Annotated in this window: 22 protein-coding genes and 1 pseudogene; 6 read left to right on the forward strand and 17 right to left on the reverse strand. The window is 71.2% G+C overall.

Annotated features, from left to right (window positions below):
• Positions 1 to 3 precede the first annotated feature (3 nt).
• From AB0M82_RS02905 to AB0M82_RS02920, 4 genes are all read left to right on the forward strand, one after another.
• Complete coding sequence (locus tag AB0M82_RS02905) at positions 4 to 516, forward strand: toxin-antitoxin system HicB family antitoxin (protein ID WP_364717080.1); 513 nt, start codon at positions 4 to 6, stop codon at positions 514 to 516.
• 11 nt (positions 517 to 527) lie between these two features.
• On the forward strand, positions 528 to 1,478 hold the full coding sequence (locus tag AB0M82_RS02910; protein ID WP_364717083.1) for a DUF4097 family beta strand repeat-containing protein: 951 nt from the start codon (positions 528 to 530) through the stop codon (positions 1,476 to 1,478).
• 118 nt (positions 1,479 to 1,596) lie between these two features.
• Entirely contained in the window at positions 1,597 to 1,947 is a 351-nt protein-coding gene (locus AB0M82_RS02915) for a CU044_2847 family protein (protein ID WP_364717086.1), read from the forward strand.
• Positions 1,948 to 2,133: 186 nt separating this feature from the next.
• On the forward strand, positions 2,134 to 2,811 hold the full coding sequence (locus AB0M82_RS02920; RefSeq protein WP_364717088.1) for a DUF2306 domain-containing protein: 678 nt from the start codon (positions 2,134 to 2,136) through the stop codon (positions 2,809 to 2,811).
• A 21-nt stretch (positions 2,812 to 2,832) separates the two neighbouring features.
• On the opposite strand, the gene AB0M82_RS02925 is transcribed toward AB0M82_RS02920, so the two are convergent.
• Positions 2,833 to 6,687, reverse strand: a complete 3,855-nt coding sequence (locus AB0M82_RS02925) for a trypsin-like peptidase domain-containing protein (RefSeq protein ID WP_364717090.1) — start codon at positions 6,685 to 6,687, stop codon at positions 2,833 to 2,835.
• A 142-nt stretch (positions 6,688 to 6,829) separates the two neighbouring features.
• The gene (locus tag AB0M82_RS02930; protein ID WP_364717093.1) at positions 6,830 to 8,044 is read right to left on the reverse strand and encodes a crosslink repair DNA glycosylase YcaQ family protein; all 1,215 of its coding nucleotides are present in this window, start codon (positions 8,042 to 8,044) and stop codon (positions 6,830 to 6,832) included.
• Positions 8,045 to 8,104: 60 nt separating this feature from the next.
• Between AB0M82_RS02930 and AB0M82_RS02935 the strand changes: the two genes are divergently transcribed.
• Entirely contained in the window at positions 8,105 to 8,662 is a 558-nt protein-coding gene (locus tag AB0M82_RS02935) for a GNAT family N-acetyltransferase (protein ID WP_364717095.1), read from the forward strand.
• A 66-nt stretch (positions 8,663 to 8,728) separates the two neighbouring features.
• On the opposite strand, the pseudogene AB0M82_RS02940 reads toward AB0M82_RS02935, so the two are convergent.
• A pseudogene (locus AB0M82_RS02940) lies at positions 8,729 to 9,058 on the reverse strand (GtrA family protein); the annotation flags it as partial.
• Positions 9,059 to 9,276: 218 nt separating this feature from the next.
• Here AB0M82_RS02940 and AB0M82_RS02945 point away from each other — a divergent pair.
• Positions 9,277 to 9,795: a hypothetical protein gene (locus AB0M82_RS02945; protein WP_364717097.1), complete on the forward strand. Its 519-nt coding sequence runs from the start codon at positions 9,277 to 9,279 to the stop codon at positions 9,793 to 9,795.
• On the opposite strand, the gene AB0M82_RS02950 is transcribed toward AB0M82_RS02945, so the two are convergent.
• The 14 genes from AB0M82_RS02950 to AB0M82_RS03015 form a co-directional block, all read right to left on the reverse strand.
• Complete coding sequence (locus tag AB0M82_RS02950; protein ID WP_364717099.1) at positions 9,760 to 9,996, reverse strand: DUF397 domain-containing protein; 237 nt, start codon at positions 9,994 to 9,996, stop codon at positions 9,760 to 9,762. The genes AB0M82_RS02945 and AB0M82_RS02950 overlap by 36 nt on opposite strands.
• An 8-nt stretch (positions 9,997 to 10,004) precedes the next feature.
• Positions 10,005 to 10,838 carry a Scr1 family TA system antitoxin-like transcriptional regulator gene (locus AB0M82_RS02955; protein ID WP_364717100.1) on the reverse strand — a complete coding sequence of 278 codons (834 nt, stop codon included), beginning with the start codon at positions 10,836 to 10,838 and terminating at the stop codon, positions 10,005 to 10,007.
• Positions 10,839 to 10,959: 121 nt separating this feature from the next.
• A complete protein-coding gene (locus tag AB0M82_RS02960) occupies positions 10,960 to 11,499 on the reverse strand; it encodes a hypothetical protein (RefSeq protein ID WP_364717103.1) in 540 nt (179 codons plus the stop codon).
• 120 nt (positions 11,500 to 11,619) lie between these two features.
• Positions 11,620 to 12,072, reverse strand: coding sequence for a tetratricopeptide repeat protein (locus tag AB0M82_RS02965; protein ID WP_364717105.1), 453 nt, complete (start codon positions 12,070 to 12,072; stop codon positions 11,620 to 11,622).
• A 10-nt stretch (positions 12,073 to 12,082) separates the two neighbouring features.
• Positions 12,083 to 12,823 carry a 4-hydroxy-tetrahydrodipicolinate reductase gene (gene dapB / locus AB0M82_RS02970; protein ID WP_364717106.1) on the reverse strand — a complete coding sequence of 247 codons (741 nt, stop codon included), beginning with the start codon at positions 12,821 to 12,823 and terminating at the stop codon, positions 12,083 to 12,085.
• Entirely contained in the window at positions 12,820 to 14,184 is a 1,365-nt protein-coding gene (locus AB0M82_RS02975) for a pitrilysin family protein (RefSeq protein ID WP_364717108.1), read from the reverse strand. The genes dapB and AB0M82_RS02975 overlap by 4 nt, the downstream gene beginning before the upstream one ends.
• Positions 14,185 to 14,259: 75 nt before the next feature.
• Positions 14,260 to 16,521 carry a polyribonucleotide nucleotidyltransferase gene (locus tag AB0M82_RS02980; RefSeq protein ID WP_364717110.1) on the reverse strand — a complete coding sequence of 754 codons (2,262 nt, stop codon included), beginning with the start codon at positions 16,519 to 16,521 and terminating at the stop codon, positions 14,260 to 14,262.
• Positions 16,522 to 16,753: 232 nt separating this feature from the next.
• Positions 16,754 to 17,023, reverse strand: a complete 270-nt coding sequence (gene rpsO / locus AB0M82_RS02985; protein WP_003084034.1) for a 30S ribosomal protein S15 — start codon at positions 17,021 to 17,023, stop codon at positions 16,754 to 16,756.
• A gap of 144 nt (positions 17,024 to 17,167) precedes the next feature.
• Complete coding sequence (gene thpR / locus AB0M82_RS02990; RefSeq protein ID WP_364717112.1) at positions 17,168 to 17,677, reverse strand: RNA 2',3'-cyclic phosphodiesterase; 510 nt, start codon at positions 17,675 to 17,677, stop codon at positions 17,168 to 17,170.
• The gene (locus AB0M82_RS02995) at positions 17,677 to 18,150 is read right to left on the reverse strand and encodes a helix-turn-helix transcriptional regulator (protein WP_328451585.1); all 474 of its coding nucleotides are present in this window, start codon (positions 18,148 to 18,150) and stop codon (positions 17,677 to 17,679) included. Before AB0M82_RS02995 ends, thpR begins: the two co-directional genes overlap by 1 nt.
• A 113-nt stretch (positions 18,151 to 18,263) precedes the next feature.
• Positions 18,264 to 19,226, reverse strand: a complete 963-nt coding sequence (locus tag AB0M82_RS03000; RefSeq protein ID WP_364717113.1) for a bifunctional riboflavin kinase/FAD synthetase — start codon at positions 19,224 to 19,226, stop codon at positions 18,264 to 18,266.
• 28 nt (positions 19,227 to 19,254) lie between these two features.
• The gene (gene truB, locus AB0M82_RS03005) at positions 19,255 to 20,160 is read right to left on the reverse strand and encodes a tRNA pseudouridine(55) synthase TruB (RefSeq protein ID WP_364717115.1); all 906 of its coding nucleotides are present in this window, start codon (positions 20,158 to 20,160) and stop codon (positions 19,255 to 19,257) included.
• A 127-nt stretch (positions 20,161 to 20,287) separates the two neighbouring features.
• Entirely contained in the window at positions 20,288 to 21,613 is a 1,326-nt protein-coding gene (locus tag AB0M82_RS03010; protein WP_364717116.1) for an MFS transporter, read from the reverse strand.
• Between the two features lie 292 nt (positions 21,614 to 21,905).
• Positions 21,906 to 23,225 (reverse strand): MATE family efflux transporter, encoded by a 1,320-nt coding sequence (locus tag AB0M82_RS03015; protein WP_364717528.1) that lies wholly within the window; start codon positions 23,223 to 23,225, stop codon positions 21,906 to 21,908.
• Positions 23,226 to 23,247: the final 22 nt, after the last annotated feature.

Consider the following 23,247-nt stretch of genomic DNA (forward strand, 5'->3'; position numbering starts at 1 on the left):
GTCATGGACCTGACGCCGTACATCGCCAACCTTCGCGAGGACCTCGCGAACACGGCTGCCGCCGGGGACGAGCAGACCCGGCGGGCGGCCGCGCTGCTGTCCTCCGCGCTCGAACCCGCCGTCCGCCTGACGTTGATGAACGCCCTCGCCGACCTCGCCGCCGAGGTCACGGCCAACCTCCCGGGGCAGGTGGTGGACGTGCGGCTCGACGGCCGGGACGTCCGCGTGGTCGTCACCGGCTCCGCCGAAGAGCCGCGGCCGCACGAGACACCACGTGACGCCACACCGCCACCACCGGTCGACGGCGGTGACATCACGCGCATCACGCTGCGGCTGGTCGAGCAGATCAAGGGACAGGCCGAGCGCGCGGCGCAGGCGCAGGGCGTCTCGCTGAACACGTTCGTTTCCCAGGCCGTCCAGGGCGCGCTCGGGCACGGCGCGCTCGGCGGGGGCCACAAGCAGCACACCAAGGGCGACCGGACCGGGTCGCACCTGCACGGCTGGGTCGAAGGCTGAGGGGCACGAAGATGAGCGACGAAGAACAGACGACACCGAACGAAGAACCGGCACCGGCCGAAGAGCCGGCCCAGAACGACGAACTGGTGCGGATCGACGAGTTCGACACCGACGTCCCGCTCGAGCTCGACGTCGGCGTCACGATCGGCCGCGTCGAGATCGTGCTCGAAGGGGACTCCGGAGCACGCGTCGAGCTGCGGCACGACCAGGGCGAGCAGCAGCCGTGGGTGGCGGGGGTCAACAGCCTGCTGTCGTGGGTCGGCGAGCGCTTCGGCGACCAGCTGGGCGTCGACCCGGCCGCCTCCCCCGCCGAAGCGGTGCGGCAGAGCCGGATCGAGAAGCTCGGCAACCGCCTGGTCGTCCAAGCGCCGAAGGCGTGGCAGCTGCGCAACGTCGCGCTCGCGGTGAAGGTGCGCGCCCCGGCGGGCTCGCACGTCGAGGTGCGGGCCGGCGCGGCGGACGTCACCGTGTCCGGCTCGGCCGGGCGCGTCGACCTGCTGACCGGCTCCGGCGAGGTCAAGCTCGACCGCGCCGACGGCTCGGCCACCGTGCGCACCGGCAGCGGCGGCATCAAGCTCGGCCCGACGCTGGGCGGGCTGCAGCTGCGCAGCGGCAGCGGCAACGTCGAGGCGTCGTCGCTGGCCGGCTCCGCGACCCTGGCGACCGGCACCGGCGACGTCTGGCTGGGCGCGGTTTCGGGCGAGGTGATGGCCCGCACCGGCAGCGGCGACCTGTCGGTGGCCGACGCCGCGTCGGGCACGCTCGACCTGATCACCGGCTCCGGCGAGGTCCGGGTCGGCATCCGCGGTGGGACGAGCGCGGAGGTCGACCTGACCTCGAGCGGCGGGCGGGTCTCCAGCGAGCTGGACGTCTCCGACACCGCTCCCGAAGGTGGCGTGAAGCTGAAGGTCCGCGCCCGCACGGGCTCCGGCAACGCCGTGGTGACGCGCGCGGCCGGCTGAGCAGGGGGAGACGGGCCGTCCCGGTGGGGTGCCGGGACGGCCCGTCGCGTGCCGCCGTCCCGGCGAAACCGGGGCCGGAGGCTGGTGGCCGCGGGCGTCGGCACGCCAGGATGATCGCGTGGACGACTATCTGGGGACACCGCACACGCCCGGCACACAGGTCATTCCGGTCCGGTTCGACGACCGCACGCTCTACGTCGAAGCCCGGCCGGTCGGCGACGGCGACGAGGAGGTCGCGGGACGGCTGCTCGAGTTCGAGGGTTTCACCGAGGCCCTGAGCAAGGTCGCGAACACCGTGACCGACGCCGTCCAAGCCGGGCTGACGAAGGTCAAGCCCACCAAGGTGACCGTCGAGTTCGGGTGCGAGGCCGGGATGGAAAGCGGGCGGCTGACCGCGATCCTGGTCAAGGGCACCGCGAAGGCGAACCTCAAGGTGACGATGGAGTGGAAGCCGGGCGACGGCGACTGACGCGCCGGAAAACGGCCGCGCTCCCCCCTCACCCATTTCGAATTCGGCTCACCCAGCTGAAATCCGGTGAGTAAATCAGCAACAACGGAGGTGTCAACCGTCCAGGCCAGGGACACAATGGGATGTCCCTGAGGTGCTGCGGGCGATCTTCAGCGCTTCACGCCGAAGTTTCCCGGAGGAACCGAAATGGCACAGGGCTGGCGGCAGAATGTCTGGGTACTCCCGGTTTCCGCGGTGATTTTCGCGGCGATGATCGTCGCCGTCCCGCCGTTCCTGAGCTTCGACCCGGCCAGGCAACTGTCCCCGCTCAACGCGAACTTCCCCGGCCTGGACTTCGGGCTGACCTTGACGCACGTCCTGCTCGCCACGGTCGCCCTCGTCACCCTGTGCCTGAGCATCTGGCCGTGGTTGCGCGTCCGGCACCCGGCCGTCCATCGCTGGAGCGGCCGGGTGTACGTCTTCACCGCGCTGCCGGCCGCCCTGCTCACGCTGCCTCTCGTGTTCTTGAACAACGAGTGGCAGGCCGACGTCGGCGCCGCCGCGACCGGCCTGTTCTGGTTCGTCACCACGCTCATCGGCTACATCGGGATCCGCCGGGGAAACGAGGCCCGGCACCGCCGCTGGATGTTGTACAGCTTCGCCATGGCCGGCTCCTTCGTCTGGGGTGTGGCCATGGGCCTGGGTCCCCTCTTTTCGAAACCCGCTCTGTTCCCCTATTTGGTGGAAATCATCCGCTGGGTGGGTCCGCTGATCAACCTGGGCGCCGTCAAATGGTGGCTGGACCACACCGCGCGGCGAAACGCGCGGGTGACTCCCCTCCCGGCTGCGGCACAGCGCGACCACATCGACCGCCGAGCCGCCTGACATTCCTTCTCGGTCACCGCGCTAGCGAAACCGCCGGAGCGCCTTCTCCGCCTTCACGCGGACCGCCTTCGGGGTCTTGCGGTCGTCGATCAGGGCCTGCAAGACGCTCTTGCCCTGGCCGGGATTGAGCTTCGCCACCGCCTCGGCGGCGGCGAACCGCTCCTCCGGCTTGAGCTTCTTGTCACCGGCCTGCGCGACCCGCACCTGAAGCTGCCGCCTCTTGCTGAGGTGGGCGACGTCGTCCTTGCCCGGCGCCTCCGTCCGGGACTTGGCCGGCTCGGCGGGCACCAGCCGGGCGGCCCGGTTCGTCGCGGTCAGCCGGGTCCGGCTGCCCACCCCGGACAGCGTGGCCACGCGCCGGTATTCGGCGGCCGCGCCCGCGCGGTCGAGCTGTTCCAGCCGCTCGATCACGGCGAGGGCCTGGTCGCTCGGCGCCGCGGCCGCGATCTGCTTCAGGAGGGCGATCCCGCGCTGCCGGTCGGTTTGCGCGACCTTGACCGCGAAGTCGGCCCGGCGGCGGACCGGGACACCGGTGTCCCAGGCGAGCGTGGCGTAGGCGGGGACCTCGAGCCCCGGCCGGACCGACGCCAGCTTCGTGGCCGCCTTGTCCCGCATCCGCACCGGCTCGGCGTCGGTGGCCACGATCGCCTCGAGCAGGCTGACCGCCTCGTCTTCGGCACCGCAGTCGATCAGGCACGTGATCGCGGACATCCGGTCGTCCGCGGTGGCCGGGCCGGTGGCCAGCTCGGTCAGCGCGGCGACGCCACGCGCCGGGTCGAACTCGTGCAGCGCGTCCGCGGCGAAGAGGCGGACCGCGAACCCGGCGCCGAAGTCACCGGCCAGCTCGGTCAGCCGGTCGAGCGCCCGGTCCCGGGCCGCGGGGGACCGGCCGGCGGCCTTCGCCGCGTCGACCTGCCAGGAGTCGAGCAGGGGGTCGAAGGCGAGGGTGAAGAGCACATCGAGGCCCGCGCCGGGGTCGACCTCGGCCAGCGCGGCCGCCGCGTCGAACCGCTCCTCGGGATCCCCCTGCGGGTCCAGGGCCAGCTCGCGCAGGATCGGGACCGCCCGGAGGTCGGTGTCCCCCAGCGCCCGGGCCGCCCGGCGGCGGGCCGGCGCGGGGTGCCGGAGGTCTTCCGCCAGCTCGGCCAGCAGGTCGGCGCCGAACCCGTGCTCGCGGGCCGCCAGCGCGGCGGCGCACCGGGTCTCGAACCCGACGGTGGCGTCCCGGCTCAGCAACGCCAGCGTGGCCGGCACCTCGCGCGCGTCGTGGGCGCAGATCGTCTCGGCCGCGGCCAGCCGGGTCTTGCCGGGGCAGCCGGGATCCTCGACCAGCCGTCGCAGGATTTCCCGGCCCCGCGCCGGGTCTTCGGCGAAGACCAGCAGCGCGGCTTCGAAGCGGGATTCGCGCAGCTCGGGCGTGGCGGCCAGCCGGGTCAACGTGCGCAGGCCGTGCGGCCGGTCGATCTCGACGACGATCTTGGCCGCGCGCAGCCGGTCCTCGGCGTCCGCCCGGCCGGCGAAGACCAGGTAGTTCGCGGCCGTGATGCCCCGGCTCCGGTCCAGTTCGAGCAGCAGCCGCAGGGCCTCGAAGCGCGCCACCCGCTCGTCGTCCTCGCGGAGCAGGGCTTCGAGGGTGTCCGCCGCGTCGGCGGGCGCCACCTGCGCCAGCTCGGACACCGCCTCCCGCCACTCGCGCAGCGTCCGCGGGTGGACGACCTGCCGGATCAGTCCCCGGCGGAGCCGCTCGCGCACCTTGTCCGGCACCGGCAGCCCCTGGCGGACCACGTCGACGACGAACCCGTGGTTGTCCTTCCAGTACCGCCGCCGCAGCAAGCGGTTCAGCACGCGCGAGACGTCCTTGCCGTCGGCCGCCCACAGGCCGACGAGGAACAGCTCGACCTCCCAGTTCTTCCACTCCCGCAGCCGTGGCCGCAGCTGCCGCCGCCGCGGCCGCGGGTACCGCTGCACCAGGTACCGCGCCGCGAGGTACTCCTGGATGGTCTGGTGCAGGAACTCCGGGCCGCCGCGCTTGCTGATCAGCAGGCTGGTGGCGAGGAAGACCTCGTGGACGAGCCTCGTCCACTCCGGATCCGACACCGTGTCCGGCTGGGGCACGTGGCGCGACGCGACCGCGACCAAGGCCGGCACCGGGCGCCCCGTCGGTGCTTCGGCGGCCGCGATCTCGTGGTGCTCGTGCGCCCATTCGCGCAGCACCGGCAACGCCTTGTCGAACAGCTCGTCGGCGGCCTGCTCGGCGGCGGCGCCGCTGCGGCCGGCCCACTCCCGCAGGCGCTTGCGCGCGGTGGCCCGGCGCTTCTCGTGCAACAGGTCGACGAACTGCCCGTACAGGTCGACGCGGTCGGACGGCAGCCGTCTTCCCGGTTCCTGGGCGTACAGCACGCACATCATCGTGGCGATCAGCGGAATCGTGGCCAGGTCGCGCAGTCCGGCTTCGTCGGCGCGCGTCACGAACCGCGCCGACTCGGCTTCCGCGTCCGGCACTTCGAGTGCCTCGAACCAGGCCTTCGCGAATTCGCCGAGCTGCTGCCGGGCGAACGGCTCGATGACGAACGTCGGGTAGCGGCCCTTCTCCGAGAGTTTCGTGTGGTAGTCCGCGCTGGTCGGCCTGGTCGTCAGGAGGAAGCCGAACCGGTCGCCGGCGCGCTGCCGGTGCACCAGGTCGGCGACGAGCCGGCGGTCGTACGGGTCGATGATCTCGTCGAGGCCGTCGGCGAGCACGAGCCAGCGCGCGCCGGGCGCCGGATCGGTGGCGAACAGCTCCTTCAGCCGCGACCGGTCGAGGTCGAGGTCGAAGCTGCGCACTCCCTTGGCCAGCTTCTCGGTGAGGTCGCGGTGGCCCCGCAGCGCGTCCGCGGGCACCGGGACGGGCACGAACTCGCCTCCTTCGCCGCGCAACCACTGCTTCGCGATTTCGGCGGTCAGGTGCCGGACGAGGCTCGACTTGCCCGCGCCCGGGCCGCCGAGGACCTGCACACCCGGGTAGGCCCGCAGCAGGCTGTCGGCCTCGACGCGCGCCGGTTCGTCGTCCGGGCTGCCGTAGCGGCTGGTTTGCTGGCGCAGGTACACCTTCCACAGCGGCGGGGTCACCTCGGCCCCGGCGAGCTCGGCGTGCGGGTGCCGGTCGTCCGCGCCGCGGGCCGCGTCCAGGTATTCCCGCAGCCGCGGCCCGGGGAACCGGATCCCGACCTCGGCGAGCTGGGCGTCGTCGAGCAGTTCGAGCCAGCCCCGGTTGCCCGGCGACGCCGCCCGGTGGACCGGTTCCAGGCCGGGGTAGGCGGCGAAGACGGACCACACGGGGACCAGCCGCGCGGTGTCCGCGCGTTCCGTGTCCCGGTACCGCACGACACCGCAGACGGCGCCGGTCCGCCAGTTGAGCACCGGGCCACCGCTGAAGCCGCGGCCGACCGGCCCCTGGACGGTCTTGAGCAGTTCGGCGCCCTCGGCGCGTTGCGACGGCCCGGCGAGGGTCAGCGTCGCCGAGTCGCCGGACCGGTAGCGGCCCAGGGGATACCCGAACGCCCACAACGGATCACCGGGCTCGGCCGAGGGGTGCAGCACCACGTGCGCGCCGGTGACGTCGTCCTCGGCCTGGAGCAGGACGAGGTCCGCGCTCCCGGGATCGTTCGCGTGGTAGGTGCCGGAGACGACGCGGAAACCGGTGGCGCGGACGCGGTCCGTCTCGACGGAACGGACGACCTCGGCGACGCGCCCTGACGTGTCGGTGATGACGTGTGCGCAGGTCACGATGACGCCCGGGGCAACGAAGAACCCCGTGCCCGCCGCACCGGACGGCGTCAGCAGCGGCACCGTGACGGCACGCAGGGCATCCGCCAGCTCCGCCCGTCCTCCCTCCATCCCACCCCCTGCTCGAGCGCCCGGCGACTCATCATCCTGTCAGATCCTGTCAGCTTCACGACCGCATCGGAACGTGCTTTCTTCCCTACCCGGAACGAACCTTGACGCGTTATGCCTCGGACTCGCGCGGCCTCACGCGGTCTCAGCGCACCAGCCGCGCCAGCGCCGGGGCCAGGTCGCCGCGCCGGCCCACCGCCACGCCGGAAAGCCCCAGCCACTCCGCCATGTTCCGCAGCTCCCCCGCCAGCTCCGGCAGCAGCCGGGCCACGTCCGCGCCGTCCTCCGCGAACGCGCCCTGGACCCGCAGGACCCCGTCCGCGCGGTCGGCCTTCAGGTCCACCCGGGCCACCAGCTCGCCGTCGAGCAGGAACGGGAACACGTAGTACCCGTACACCCGTTTCGGCTCCGGGACGTAGATCTCGATCCGGTAGTGGAACCCGAAGAGCCGCTCCGTGCGGGCGCGTTCCCAGATCAGCGGGTCGAACGGGCAGAGCAGCGCCCGGCCGGTGACCGCCCGCGGCGTCCGCGCTTCGACGTGCCGGTACGCCGTCGCCTTCCAGCCGGCGACCGAAACCGGCTCCAGGACGCCGGATTCCACCAGCTCGGCCACCGCCTGGCGCGCCGGGGCCGGGCCGAGACGGTAGTAGTCGCGCAGGTCCGTCTCCGTCGCGACGCCCAGCGCCCGCGCCGAGCGCTCGATCAGCTCGCGCGCGCCTTCCTCCGCCGAGACCGTCCGGGACAGGATTTCCGGTGGCACGACCCGTTCCGTCAGGTCGTAGAGGCGTTCGAACGACCGGCGCGTGCCCGTGGTCAGCCGGCCGGTGCCGAACAGGTATTCGCAGACGCGCTTGACCTCCGACCGCTCCCACCACGAGCCAGGGCCGCGGCGCTGCACGTCCGCCTCCACCGCCCGCTCGATGCCGCCCGCGCCGATCGGACCGAGTTCCTTGACCACCGAGAGGATCTCGTCGACCAGCCCCGGCGACTTCTCGATCAGCGGCCGGTAGTGCCTCCACCAGCCGTCGCGCTTCGCGCGTGAGCGGAGCAGCGGCCAGTCTTCGATCGGGAGCAGGCTCGCCTCGTGCGCCCACGTTTCCACCAGCAGCCGCGGCTGACGCGCCGAGTGCGTCCACGCGGCGTTGTCCAGCAGTTCGGGTTCGTACGCGCCGAGCCGTGAGAAGACCGGCATGTAGTGCGCCCGGACCGCGACGTTCACGGAGTCCAGCTGCAGCAGCTGGACGCGTGACAGCACGCGTTTCAGGTGCCGCCGGGACGGCACACCGGAGGGACGTGGGTCGGCGAAGCCCTGGGCGGCCAGGAAGGTCTTCCGGGCCGTGGAGACAGTGATCGTTCGCATGGTGAGAGTCATGGTGCCACCCACCACCGACAAAACCGCGCACCGCTAGATTCACGGACCATGAGCGACGCCGCCGTCCGTCCCGCCGACCTGTCCGACGCCGCGGAGATCGCCCGCATCCAGCGCGAAACCTGGCACGCCGCCTACGAGGACCTCCTCGGCAAACAGGCACTGGCCGAGCTGGACGGCACCGACCTCGTCGGCACCTGGACCGAGACCATCGACTACCCCGGCAGCCTCGTCTACGTCGCCACAGAAGGCGAGTTCACCGTCGGCTTCTGCGTCGCCGGGCGGGCGCCCGAAGGCGAGGTCGCGGCCGCCGACGGCAGCCTGCCCGAGGACGCGGCCGCCACCGGCCTGATCGCCACGCTGCTCGTCGAGCCGCGGTGGGGCCGGCGCGGGCACGCCGGACGGCTACTCGCGACGGCGGCCGCGGGCCTGCGGGCCGACGGCGCCGGCCGCGGCATCGCCTGGGTCGCCCAGGGCGACCACGCCTCCCTCGGCTTCTACCGCCGGGCCGGCTGGCACCCCGACGGCACCGTCCGCACCCTCGACACCGGCGAACGCATGCTCCGCGAGGTCCGGCTCACCGGCACCCTCGACCTCGCGCTCGCCTGAGTCCCGGAAGATCAGCCACCGCATCACGGCGTACATGAACACGCCCTCGCAGGCGCCCGCGAGCAGCCGCGACAGGTGGTATTCGACGCCCAGCGCCGTCAAGCCCGCGCCCACACCCAGCAAGAATGCCGCGTAATTGACGGCAATCGCGGCGATGTAAAGGGCGAGCTGGATTCCGACGGCGGCGTGGGAATGGAAGTTGAACGTCCGGTTCAGCACGAAGCTCAGCCCGAACGCGCAGCAGTACGCCAGCGTGATCGCCAGCCAGACGGGCCAGCCGAGCAGTCCGTGGAACACGGTCAGCAGCCCGAGATCGACGCCGAACGTGAAGCCGTTGATGAGGCAGAAGCCGAGGAACGTCGGGGCGACGATCCGGGACAACCCCAGCGGCAGCATGCCCGCGACGGCCTCGCAGAAGGCGCCGAATCGGTCAGCGGGCGTTCGGGGAAGGTCGGCGGCCACCCGGTCAGCGTGGCACCGGGAGGTGACCGCAAGCCGTCCGGCAGGTGACCTTCTGGTGCACCCCCCTACCGAATAGGGGGGTTGACCCCAGTGTCTTGAGATTTCGAACTGATAATTTGGATGGACACGAGCGATTTTCAGGGGGTGACACGATGAGCTGGATCCTGCTGACGCTGGGCGTCGCGTTCGGTTCGGCCATCGTGCCGCTGATCAACGCCGAAGTGTTCCTCCTCGGGCTGTGCGCGAGCCAGCCGGGGCTGCACTGGCTGTGGCTCGGAGCGGCGGTGGCCGTCGGGCAGGTCGCCGGGAAGACGCTGTACTTCCTCGCCGCGCGCGGCACGATCAAGCTGCCGAAGCCGCTGCAGGACCGGTTGCACCGCGAACGGCCGATGACCGCGCGGCGCGTGCGCTGGCAGCAGCGCACGCAGAAACTGCGCGCCCGGCTCGACGTCCTGCGCGACCGCTGTCACCGGCACCCGCACTGGATGGCCGGCACCTACGGGGTGAGTTCGCTGGTGGGCCTGCCGCCGTTCATGGCGACGAGCGTGCTGGCCGGGGTCGTGCGGATGCGGCTCTTGATGTTCCTGACCACGGGTTTGGCCGGAAGGTGGATCCGCTTCAGTTTGATAGCCGCTTCACCCGCGGTGTTCGCGGGCTGGCTGCACCACTGAACAGAGCGCTGTCCAGGCGGCGCGGGAGACGGTGAGCTGGCCGAGGTGGCGGGCTTTCGTGTCCCGCACGCCGACGGTGCCGGAGAGTGCCACCTCGACACACTCGGCTTCGTTCGCGCTGTGGCTCGATTTACGCCAGTCGAAGCCGACCTCGACGCACTCTTCCTTTCCCGTGTAACTCGACTTGCGCCAGGTGAACATGCTGCCCCCTATCGCGCCGCCTCCCGAAGCAGTGCTTGCGAGGCGTCCTCGGTCAATGCCTTGCCCAGTAAGAGCTTTACCAGCTTCCGGTAGCTCGCGATAGCGTCCAACTCGTTGACGAAACCGCTTGCGTGGTAGTGCTCCAGGAGCACAATCGCCGGGTCGGCCTCGAAGTCGTAGATCGTGAACATGCCGATCTTGCCCGGATGGTAGCCAGCGTCCGCAGGCACGATGCGCACTGAAATGTTAGATGTGTCAGCTAAGGCGACCAGATGGTCGATCTGATCGGACATGATGGCCGCATCTCCGACCACCTCCCGGATCGCCAGCTCGGAGATGATCGCGTTGAGCCGGACCGGCTCATTTCCGAAGAGAATCCGCTGCCGGTTCAGGCGGACCACCAACCGTGCGTCGGCATCCTCCGGCTTGATGCCGGAAGCGGTCAGCAAGGCGCGGGCGTAGTCGGGGATCTGCAGCAACCCAGGGATGATCAGCGGGGACCAGTTGGTGATCAAGCTAGCCGAACGTTCGCACTGGATGACCGCCGTGAGCGCGGCGGGCAAGTCCGACGGGTTGGAGTCCAGCCAGTTGAAATCCTTCGCATGCTGGGCCAGGTAGAGAATCCGGTTCGTCACGGCCCGGCCCACCCGCAGGTACCCGAGAATGCGCGCGACCTCCTCGACCGGCGGCACCCGGATCCCCAGCTCCCACTGGGACAGCAACCGCGGGTCGATCTCCAGCGCCCGCGCCAACTCACGCAACCCGAATTTCCGCGCTTCGCGTACTTCGCGCAGCGAAGCGGACAACGCCCGCACACCAGGGGAAGACGACGTCGGTTTCATGCGGGCGATAGTACGAACACCCGGCATTTCCCGAATGAACGACAACTGTCAGGGAAATGCCACACCGGCCGAACGCATTCGGCCCGCCCCACATGGGGCGGGCCGAATGCGTCAGTCGCTGTTACACGACAGGAACGGTGGGGGTCAGCAACGTCGACAGGGCGCCGTAGTGGGCGTACAGGCCACCACCGGTGGACCCGGTCTGCTCGACGGAGGTCCACGTCCCGTCGGTGCCCGGGTTGCCCGGGCAGGCACCGCCGACGACCGGCACGGTCCCGGTGGTCGTGGTGATCCCGAAGCCCTTGAGCGTGAAGCCGGTGATCTGGTTCTTCACGCGGGCGTCGTAGGCGACCGCGCTGGCGACCGACGTCGAGGTGGAGTGCGAGACGTTGTGGGTGTTCTCGCCCCTGGTGCCTTCCCCGGTGGTCCAGGTGCAGACGGCCGAGTAGGTGCCGGTCGCGTCGTAGCTGAAGCTCACTCCGGCGGCGTTGGCCTGCAGCTTGGCGTTGTTCCAGCCGAACGGCGTCTGGACCTCACCCTTGCCGACGAAACCGGTCCCCGTCGCCTGGTCCAGCGTGTACGCCTGGGCGACACCACCGAACATCAGCGCCGCGCTCGCGGCGGCGACGGTCACGGTGGCGAACTTGCGGTTGATCCTCATAAAGGGCTGTCCTTCTGGTGACGGGAGTTCGTGATCACCCCATATATCGCCACCGGAGCGTGCTCCGTTTGGAGGACTAGGGCTCCTGCCGAAAGGCCGTAAGGCCCGGGGCCATTCGGGTCAACGGGCCCGTTCGGCGGCTTCGAGCTCGACAGCCTTCTTCATGGTCTCGCGCGCCCGGCGCCGGTCGCCCGCGATGTCGTACGCGTACGCCAGCTTGTACCAGACCCGCCAGTTTCCCTGGTCGGCTTCGACCTCGGCGCGGCGCTCCTCGAACCACGCGTCGGCCGCCGCGCGGTCGACGCGGCCCGAGGGCCGGCGCGGCAGGTCCGAGACGTCCGGGAGCGCGCCTTCGGCGTCGAGACGGCGGGACAGGCGCTGCACCTGGAGGCCGTTGCGCCAGGTCATCACGACGATCCAGATGCCCAGCAGAGGCAGCAGCAGCACGCCGGCACCGAGGGCGATCCCGACGCCGGTGCCCGACCGGAACAGCGCGAACGCCCGGTCCGCCAGCAGGACCAGGTACACCACCAGCGCAGCGGTCAGCAGCAGCGCCACATTGCGAGCTTTCACCGGCGGGCTTTCACAGGTCGAGGACGTTTTCCAGGCCGACCGTCAGGCCGGGCCGCGCCACCACCGTGCGCACGCCGAGCAGCACGCCCGGCATGAACGACGTCCGGTCGAGCGAGTCGTGGCGGATGGTCAGGGTCTCCCCCTCGCCGCCGAACAGGATCTCCTCGTGCGCGACCAGGCCGGGCAGCCGGACCGAGTGGACGCGGACTTCCTCGACCGTTGCGCCGCGGGCGCCGTCCAGCTCGGCCGTCGTGGCGTCCGGCCCCGGCGTCACGCCCGCCTCGGCACGCGCGGCGGCGATCATCCGGGCGGTGTGCGCGGCAGTGCCCGAAGGCGCGTCGGCCTTGCGGTTGTGGTGCAGCTCGATGATCTCGGCGGACGCGTAGAACTTCGCCGCCTGGGCCGCGAAGCGCATCGCGAGAACCGCGCCAAGGGCGAAGTTCGGCGCGATCAGCACGCCCAGCGACGGCTTCGGCTCCAGCAGCCCCCGCAGCTCGGCGAGCCGCTCCTCGCTGAAGCCGGTGGTGCCGACGACCGCGTGGATGTCGTGCTCCACCAGGTACTTCAGGTTGTCCATGACGGCGTCGGGGTGGGTGAAGTCGACGACGACCTGAGCTTCGGCCAGCGGCGCGAAGTCGTCACCCGCGTCGAGCGCGGCGACGAGCTTCAGGTCGTCCGCGCCTTCGACGGCCTTCACGACCGTCGCGCCCATCCGGCCCCGGGCGCCGAGTACACCGACGTTGATGGTCATGAAGCGATCACCTCGTGCAGGTCGTCAGGAAGGTCGTCGGCGTGAGCGTACGGCCCCACGACCGCCGCCGCCGAGACCCCGCCCGGGCGCGCGAACAAAGTGCGAGCGAGCGCACAGACATCCTCGGTGGTCACCGCGTCGATGCGCGCGATCGTGTCGTCGACGCCCAGGTAGCGGCCGTAGTTGAGCTCGTTCTTGCCGATCCGCGACATCCGCGACGACGTGTCCTCCAGGCCCAGCACGAGCCCGCCGCGCAGCTGGCCCTTCGCGCGGACCACCTCGGCTTCGGTGAGGCCGTCGACGCCGACCTTGTCGAGCACCTCGCGGATCACGCCGGCGACGTCGCCGAGCTTCTCCGGCTGGCAGCCCGCGTACACGGCCATGTGCCCGGTGTCGGCGTAGCTCGCGACCGACGAATACACCTGGTAGGCCAGCCCGCGCTGCTCGCGGATCTCCTGGAACAGCCGCGAGCTCATGCCTCCGCCGAGCGCCGCGTTGAGCACCGACAGCGCGAAGCGGCGCTCGTCGTGGCGCGACAGCGACCGCAGGCCGAGCATGACGTGCGCCTGCTCGGTGTCGTCGGGGTGCAGGGCCAGTTTCGGGACCGTCTTGATCCGAGCGCGGCCCTCGCGCGGCGCGATCGGCGTCGCGTCACCGTTCAAGCGCTCGCGAAGCGCCTTGCGGACCAGCCGCAGCACCTGGTTGTGGTCGATGTTCCCGGCCACCGCCAGCACCATCCGCGGGAGCGTGTAGCGGCGCTTGTAGAAGTTCCGCAGCGCCGCGGGCGACATCTCGACGATCGACTTCTCGGTGCCGAGCACCGGGCGCCCGAGCGGGTGGTCACCGAGGATGGCGCTGACGAACGTCTCGTGCAGCAGGTCCTCGGGGTCGTCGTCGCGCATCGAGATCTCTTCGAGGACGACGCTGCGTTCCATGTCCATGTCGCGGTCGGTGCAGAGCGCCTCGAACACGACGTCGGTGACCAGGTCTATGGCGAGCGGGAGGTCGGCGTCGAGCACCTGCGCGTAGTAGCAGGTGTGCTCCTTCGCCGTGAAGGCGTTGAACTCGCCGCCGACCGCGTCGATCTCCTCGGCGATCTGCGTGGCGTCGCGGTTCTTCGTGCCCTTGAACAGCAGGTGCTCGAGGTAGTGCGCGGCGCCGGCGACGGCGACCGGCTCGTCGCGGGAGCCGATGCCGACCCACAGCCCGACCGTGGCCGAGCGGGACGCCGGGACGTGCTCGGTGATCACCCGCAGGCCGCCGGGCAGGACGCTGCGCTTGACGACCGCGCCGTCCGGGGTGGACCCGAGCGTGCGGGTGGTGCCGACGGGCTGTTCGTGCCCGGAAACCTGCCGTGCCATGGATTCCTTACTCACGATGCCGCGAAGGCCCCCTGCCGCCGTGCGGGTCAGGAGGCCTTCGACGGAACTTGCGTCCTACTTGGCGTCGGCCTTCTCGGCGTCGGCGGGCGCGTCACCCTCGGCGGCCGGGGCCGCCTCGGCGGCGTCGTCTTCCTTGACGACGATCAGGCTGATCTTGCCGCGGTTGTCGATGTCGGCGATCTCGACGCGGAGCTTGTCGCCCACGTTGACCACGTCTTCGACCTTGTTGATCCGCTTGCCGTTGCCCAGCTTGGAGATGTGCACCAGGCCGTCCTTGCCCGGCAGCAGCGAGACGAACGCGCCGAACGCGGCCGTCTTCACCACGGTGCCGAGGAAGCGCTCGCCGACCTTGGGCAGCTGCGGGTTGGCGATGGCGTTGATCAGGTCGATCGCCGCCTCCGCCGACGGGCCGTCGGCCGCGCCCACGTAGATCGTGCCGTCGTCCTCGATGGAGATGTCGGCGCCGGTCTGCTCGGTGATCGAGTTGATCATCTTGCCCTTCGGGCCGATGACCTCGCCGATCTTGTCCACCGGGATCTTCACGCTGGTGACGCGCGGGGAGTACGGGCTCATCTCGTCCGGGCGGTCGATCGCCTCGGCGATGACCTCCAGGATGGTGAGGCGAGCGTCCTTCGCCTGCTTCAGCGCGGCGGCGAGCACCTCGGAGGGGATGCCGTCGAGCTTCGTGTCCAGCTGCAGCGCGGTGATGATGTCCTTGGTGCCGGCGACCTTGAAGTCCATGTCGCCCATGGCGTCCTCGGCACCGAGGATGTCGGTCAGCGCGACGTAACGGGTCTCGCCGTCGACCTCGTCGGAGATCAGGCCCATCGCGATGCCCGCGACCGGCGCCTTCAGCGGCACACCGGCGTTGTACAGCGCCATGGTGGACGCGCAGACCGAGCCCATCGAGGTCGAGCCGTTGGAGCCCAGCGCCTCGGAGACCTGGCGGATCGCGTACGGGAACTCGTCCCGCTTCGGCAGCACCGGCACCAGGGCGCGCTCGGCGAGCATGCCGTGGCCGATCTCGCGGCGCTTCGGCGAACCGACGCGGCCGGTCTCGCCGGTGGAGAACGGCGGGAAGTTGTAGTGGTGCATGTAGCGCTTGTGCGTCTCCGGGGACAGCGAGTCGATCTGCTGCTCCAGGCGAAGCATGTTCAGCGTGGTGACGCCCAGGATCTGGGTCTCGCCGCGCTCGAACAACGCCGAGCCGTGCGCCCGCGGGATCACGGCGACCTCGGCGGAAAGGGACCGGATGTCGGTGAGGCCACGGCCGTCCATGCGGATCTTGTCCGTGAGGACGCGCTTGCGCATGACCTTCTTGGACAGCGCCTTGAACGCGGCGCCGATCTCCTTCTCGCGGCCCTCGAAGGCTTCGCCTTCGCCGATGCCGACCTTCTCCAGCACGGCGGCCTTGACCTGGTCGGTCGCGGCGTCGCGGTCCTGCTTGCCGGCGATCTGGAGCGCGTTCGCCAGGTCGTCGGTCGCGATCGCGGCGACGGCGTCGAAGGCGTCCTGCTCGTAGGCCAGGAAGACCGGGAACTCGCCGGTCGGCTTGGCGGCCACGTCGGCCAGCTGCTGCTGGGCCTCGCACAGCACCTTGATGAACGGCTTGGAGGCCTCGAGGCCCTCGGCGACCGAGACCTCGTCCGGCGCCTTGCCGCCTTCGGCGATCAGGTCGAGCGTGTTGTCGGTGCCCTCGGCCTCGACCATCATGATCGCGACGTCGTCACCGACGATGCGGCCCGCGACGACCATGTTGAAGGTCGCCTTCGCCAGCTGCGTCCAGGTCGGGAACGCGACCCACTGGTCCTCGACCAGCGCGACGCGCACGCCGCCGACCGGGCCGGAGAACGGCAGGCCGGCGATCTGGGTCGACGCCGACGCGGCGTTGATCGCCAGCACGTCGTACGGGTCGTCCGGGTTGAGGCTCTGGACGGTGATGACGACCTGGATCTCGTTGCGGAGACCGTCGGTGAACGACGGGCGCAGGGGCCGGTCGATCAGGCGGCAGGTGAGGATCGCGTCGGTCGAGGGGCGGCCCTCGCGGCGGAAGAACGCGCCGGGGATGCGGCCGGCCGCGTACATGCGCTCCTCGACGTCCACCGTCAGGGGGAAGAAGTCGAAGTGGTCCTTCGGGTGCTTCGACGCGGTCGTCGCCGAGAGCAGCATGGTCTCTTCGTCGAGGTACGCGACGACGGCGCCGGCGGCCTGCTTGGCCAGGCGGCCCGTCTCGAAGCGGACAGTGCGGGTGCCGAACCGGCCGTTGTCGATCACGGCTTCGGTCTCGTGCACGGTGACTCCGGTGGAGTCGGTCATAGGGTGTTTCTCCTCTTTAGTTCCTTCTATACGGCGCGAGTCTCCCACCCTGGGACCCGTTTCGCTGAGGACGCGCGAGGAGTGATGCCGGTCTTCGATCGAAGTCTCCGGGACTCTTCCCGGAAACCACTACCGAGGACCGGCGGACGGTCCCTCGTGCGCGCTCGCACCGCTTCTTTCTCTTGTTAAACCGAGGGGGAGCGACCGGCGGTCACTCCCCCTCGGGCAACAGCTATCGGCGCAGGCCGAGGCGCTGGATCAGCGCACGGTAACGCTCGATGTCCACCTTCATCACGTAGTTCAGCAGCCGGCGGCGACGGCCGACCAGCAGCAGGAGCCCGCGACGCGAGTGGTGGTCGTGCTTGTGAGCCTTGAGGTGCTCGGTGAGGCCGACGATCCGCTTGGTCAGCAGCGCGACCTGGGCCTCGGGGGATCCCGTGTCCGAGTCGTGCACGCCGTACTCGGCCAGGATCGACTTCTTCTCTTCGGTGGACAACGCCACTTGTGTTGCTCCTCGGAATAATCAGTGCCGTGCGGCCCCGGACGTGGATGAACGCCGGGAAGACGGTCACGGCCGCCACGGACTGCAGCCGGACCCGATCGTTGAGGTTACCAGCCCGCTGAGCAGGGCTTCTGAACAGGGCCTTCAGGCGCGGTTCACAAGCTCGAACGTCCGGGCCACCCGGTAGCGGGGTCCGCCCGGCTCGCGCTCGCTGGTCATCAGCACCACCTCGGCGGCCCGCCAGTTCCGGCTCGTGAAGCCGGCCAGCCGGTTGGTCCAACGCCGCGCGAGGCCCGGTTCTTCCCGGGGGAACCGCGCCAGCGTCAGGTGGGCCGTGTACGGCCTCGCTTCGGCGCCGGCGCCCGCGGCGTGCGCGAGCGGCGTCAGTTCCGTTCCGGCGACAGTCAACCACAGCACCCCGGGGAACGTCGCGGCCTTTTCCAGCCGGACGTCGACGGCGGCGCGGCCGGCCAGCCTCTCCGCCAGCCAGGCCGCCCGGGTGGGCAGGTCATCGCGGCCGTAGTAGGCGAGGGTGACGTGCCACTTCTCCGGAGGCTCCCAGGTCAGGCCGCTGTCGCCGGGGGCGCCCAGTGCCTCGGCGACCGCTTCGACGACGTCGCCGGGTGGCAGCAGCGCGCTGAACAGGGCCTTCATCAGCCGCCGTGGCCCGCCCGGCGGAGCAGGTCGGCGATGGCCGGGAACTCGTCGTCGAGCCGCTTGGCGGCCTCGCCCAGGTCCTCGTCCTCGGCCAGGTCGCGCAGGTAGGCGAGGACCTTCTGGTCTTCGTTGACCACCGGGATGTTGTCGCGGCCGACCGTGGGCCGGGAGTCGCGGACGTCCTCCATCGCGGCCAGCATCGCGTCGCGGTTGCCGGCGGCGACCTCGGGCACCAGGATCTTGCGCTCGAGCATGATCATCCTGGCCAGCACGACCGGGTTGCCGATCTTCGCCCGCCGCCCGCTCATCACCTGGCTGAGCATGGGGGCGCTGATCCCGAGGACCTCGGCCAGGAACGCCTGCGAAACATCGAACGCGACGACGAGGCGGCGCACCCGGTCACCGAGCGGCTCGCCGTACCACTCGCGCTGCAACGCGATGTTCCGCTGGACGATCTTGTGGTCCTCCACCAGTTCCGCTCCCCTAGACCCTTCACCGTGCCGCGTGCACACCGTCCGTGAGCATCTTGCCACCGCAGCCACGTGCGTGAACGCGAAATCTCCGATTGCGCCCGGCCGGCCGCTCAGCCGGCGTCCCCAAGCGCCGTTCGCGTCGCGACGACGTCCTCGTCGATCTGCGCGACCAGCCCGGCCGAGTCGGCGAACCGCACCTGGTCGCGCAGCCGGGTCGCGAAGTCGAGCGCCACGTGCTGGCCGTAGAAGTCCTCGTCGACGTCGAGGACGAACGCCTCGACGGTCCGCTCGCGCCCGGAGAACGTCGGGTTCGTGCCCACCGAAACCGCGGCGCGCAGCCGCCGCGCGGGGGCGGCCGAGCGGGTGAACCACGCGCTGTACACACCGTCGGCCGGGACGGCGGCGAAGCGCGGCGTCGACAGGTTCGCCGTCGGGTAGCCGAGTTCGTGGCCCCGGCCGTCGCCGCGGACGACGATGCCCTCCAGGCGGTGCGGGCGGCCGAGGGCCTCGGCCGCGGCGACCACGTCGCCGGCGTCGATGCACGACCGGACGTACGTGCTCGAGAAGGTGATCGCCGACTGGTCCTCTTCGGACAGTTCCTTGCCCTGCAGCTCCGCGCCGTACGCGGCGAAGCCGAACCGGCGGCCGAGGGTGCGCAGCAACGCGACGTCGCCGGCCGCCCTGGCGCCGAAGGTGAAGTTGTCGCCGACGATCACCGCGGCCGCGTGCAGCCGGTCGACCAGGACCTCGTGCACGAACTCCTCCGGCTGCAGCCGGGACAGCTCCAGGGTGAACGGCAGCACGCAGAAGACGTCGACGCCGAGGCCCTCGACGAGTTCCGCCTTGCGCCGCAACGTGGTCAGCTGCGCCGGGTGGCTGCCCGGGCGCAGCACCTCCGACGGGTGCGGATCGAACGTCACCACGACGCTGGGCACCCCGCGCTCGGCGGCCGCCGCCACGGTCCGGTTGATCAGCTCCTGGTGCCCGCGATGCACACCGTCGAACACGCCGATGGTGACCACGCACCGGCCCCAGCCGCCGGGGAGGTCCCCCAGCCCACGCCACCGCAGCACGTCGCACTCCCGTCTCTTCGAGCCCACCCTAGGCGGGCAGCAACACGACTACCGCGCGGGACACGCCTTGTTCGTCGGCGGCCAGCGCGAGCACCCGGCCGTCGGGCCCGAAGAGCCCGTAGGTGCCCTCGACCCCGGCCGCCGGGATGCGCTGGCCGTGCCGGACCGCCTTGGCCGTCGCCGCGTCGAGGTCGCGCCGCGGGAAGGCGGCGGCGACGGCGGCGTCGAGGTCCAGGCTCAGCTCCGGCTGCTCCTCGAGCTGGTCGAGGGTCCTCGCCTTGGCCAGCGTGAAGGGGCCGACCGTGGTGCGCCGGAGGGCCTTGAGGTGACCGCCGACGCCGAGGTCCGCGCCGAGGTCGCGGGCCAGCGCGCGGACATAGGTGCCGGAGGAGCACTCGACGACCGCGTCGACCTCGACGTGGTCCTCCTCGTGGCGGACGGCGAGGACGTCGAAGCGGTAGATGGTGACCGGCCGCGGCGGGATGACGACGTCCTCACCGGCGCGGACCCGGGCGTAGGCGCGCTTGCCGTCGATCTTGACGGCGCTGACCGCGCTGGGCACCTGCTGGATGTCGCCGGTCAGCTTGCCGATCCCGGCGGCGATCCGCTCATCGGTGACGTTCTTCGTGTCGGCTCGCGTGAGGACTTCGCCCTCGGCGTCGTCGGTGGTGGTGGCGCTGCCGAGGCTGAGGGTGGCCAGGTAGGTCTTGCGGTCCAGCGCCAGGTGGCCGAGCAGCTTGGTGGCGCGCTCGATGCCGAGCACCAGCACGCCGGTCGCCATCGGGTCGAGCGTGCCGGCGTGCCCGACCTTGCGGGTGCCCATGATGCGGCGGGCCCGGGCGACGACGTCGTGCGACGTCATGCCGGCGGGCTTGTCGACGATCAGCAGACCGGGTGGCGGGGCGGGACGACGGGGCGGTTTGGGGCTCGACACGCGGCAACCCTACTGGCCGCCGCTCGTGGAACGGACGACGGTCACTCCCTGCGAAACCCGTCACTTTCCCTAGGAAAGATGCGTCTGAGGGGGGCCGGGACGCATCTTTCCTAGGGAAAGTGACGTCTCAGGCGGCGACGATGGGCGTCTCCGGCAGGGCGGCGTCCCAGCGGCGGCGGGTGATGCGCACCGGCAGCTCCTCGCCGCGGGCTTCGGCCAGGAACAGGTGGGCGCGGGTCCGGCGCCACCACACCAGCAGCCGGGACGTGCCGAGCGCCAGCACCGCCACGAGCGCCAGCAGCGACCACCGGAAGTTTCCGCCGGTCACCTGCAGGAGGACGCCGACGGCGAGTGCGGCGATCGTCGTCGCCACGAAGCCGCCGACGTTGACCACGCCGGTCGCCGTGCCGACGCGGCTGAGCGGGTTGTAGTCGCGGGCCAGCGCGAAACCGATCATCGACGCCGGGCCGCCGAGGGCGAGGAACGCGAACGCGGGCACCAACAGCGCCACCGGCACCTGCCCCGGCCAGCTCAGCAGCACCGCCCAGAGCAGCGCGGCCCCGCCGATGTACCCGCCGACCAGCGGCATCCGCAGCGACGGACGGCGGCCGATCAGGCCGCCCAGCAGCGGGCCGCCCGCCATCGAGCCGAAGACGAACACGGTGAGCAGCGCGCTCGCCGTCGCCTTCGACTGCCCTTGGCCCTGCACGAGCCACGGGACGCCCCACAGCAGCGTCAGCGCGTTCGGCGCGAACATCGTGCTGAAGTGGACCCAGAAGCCCAGCCGCGTCCCCGGCGTCCGCCAGGCCTCGGCGACCTGGTGCGCGAGCTCGCGGGGCCGGACGGCTTCGCGGACCGGCTGCGGGACGCCGGCCGGGACGTCGCGGACCCGCAGCGTCACGACGACGGTGTAGAGCACGGTCAGCGCGCCGGCCGCGAGGAAGGTGGGCGTCCAGCCGGCGCTGTCGAGCAGCAGCGACAGCGGGACGGTGGCGGCGAGGTTGCCGATGTAGCCGACGGCCGCGGTGAACGACGTCAGCAGCGCGTACTGACGGCCCGGGAAGTGGGCCGCGACCAGGCGCAGCACGCTGACGAAGGTGAGCGCGTCACCGAGCCCGAGCACGCCGCGGGCGAGGAGGCCGAGGCCGTACGAATGCGCGACGCCGAGCAGGAGCTGACCGGCGCCGAGCACCAGCACCGCGACGGTGAGCACGCGGCGGGGGCCGTAGCGGTCGACCAGCACGCCGGTCGGGATCTGCATCGCGGCGTAGACGCCGACCTGCAGCACGGTGAACGTGCCGAGCGCGGCCGCGCCGACGCCGAAGCGCTCGGCCGCCTGCAGCCCGGCGACGCCGAAGGAGGTGCGGTGGAAGACCGCGAGCAGGTAGACGGTGACGGCGGACAGCCAGATCAGCCAGGACCGGGCGGTGGCGCGGCCGGTGGCGGGCGGCACAGGTTCCTCCAGGATTTCGGCGTTCGGGTCGTGCGGACGCCGACGCTGCCGTCCCCACTACTTGTATCGCCTAAGCAACGTCGAAACATAGCCGTGACCCGGGTGGCATTCCCCACAGGTCACGGGCATCACACGTGCTCAGAGAGGCATCGCGCGTGATTGAAGGGGCATCTCACGTGTCTGGAGGCGGAACTCACGTGATTGGAGGCGGAACTCGCGTGATTGAGGCCGTGACTCGCGAGTTCCGGCCTCGATCACGCGAGTTACGGGCCTGATCACGCGAGTTACGGCGTCAGGTGGGGCGGATGGCGCCGGTCACTGCCCAGGTGCCGGAGCGCCAGCGGACCAGCACCGCCACCAGGCGGAGGACCAGGAACAGGGAGAGGCCGGTCCAGATGCCCGTCAGGCCCCAGCCGAAGCCCAGTGACGCCCAGGTCAGCGGCAGGAAACCCAGCGCCGCGCTGCCGAGCGTCGCGTTGCGGAGGAAGGCCGCGTCGCCCGCGCCCAGGAGCACGCCGTCCAGCGCGAAGACCACTCCCGCGATCGGCTGCAGCGCCACGAAGAACCACCACGCGTGCGGGATCTCGGCGAGCACGCCCGGGTCGGACGTGAACGCGTGCGGCAGCACCCACGACAACGCGGCGAACAGCACGCACAGGAAGCACCCGAGCAGCAGCCCGTACCCGGTGATCTGGTTGGCGACCCCGCGCGCCTGCCGCGCCGAGTTCGCCCCCAGAGCCGCGCCGACCAGCGACTGCGCGGCGATCGCCACCGAGTCGAGCACGAGCGCGAGGAACGTCCACAGCTGCAGCACCACCTGGTGGGCGCCGACCGCCTCGGTCGACGTCCTGGCCGCGACGGCCGCCGCCGAGACGAAGCACGCCTGGAACGCCAGGCTGCGCAGCACCAGGTCCCGGCCGAGGCCGAGCTGGGCGCGCATCACCTTGAAGTCCGGCCGCAGCCCGGCCTTCTCCTTCACCAGCGCGGCGAAGAACAGCGCCGCGCTGATCACCTGCGCGACGACGTTCGCGATTGCGGAACCCTCCAGGCCGAGCCCGGCCCAGTACACGAGGACCGGGCACAGCACGGCCGAGATCCCGTTGCCCGCCAGCACGTAGCGCAACGGCTTCGCGGCGTCCTGCACGCCTCGCATCCAGCCGTTGCCGGCCATGGTGACCAGGATCAGCGGCGCCCCGAACAGCGCGATCCGCAGCCACGACACCGCCGCGCCCGCGATCTCGTCACTGCCCGACAGCACCCGGGCGATCGGCCAGGCCAGCAGTTGCCCGGCGACCAGCACGAAGAGCCCGACGAACAGCGCCAGCCACGTCGCCTGCACGCCTTCGCGCACGGCGTCGGCCCGGCGGCCGGCGCCGTGCAGGCGGGCCGTGCGGGACGTCGTGCCGTACGACAGGAACGTCAGCTGGCTCGACACCTGGGCCAGCACGACGCCGCCGAGCGCGAGCCCGGCCAGCGACAGCGCGTCGAGATGGCCGACCACGGCGGTGTCGACCAGCACGTACAGCGGCTCGGCGGCCAGCACCCCGAGCGCGGGCACGGCCAGGCCCAGCACGCGCTTCGCCGGAACCCGCTCGGTCTCCTCCACGTTCACCACGAGCCGGACTCTAACCGCC

Source organism: Amycolatopsis sp. NPDC051128, assembly GCF_040682715.1.
GTDB lineage: Bacteria > Actinomycetota > Actinomycetes > Mycobacteriales > Pseudonocardiaceae > Amycolatopsis.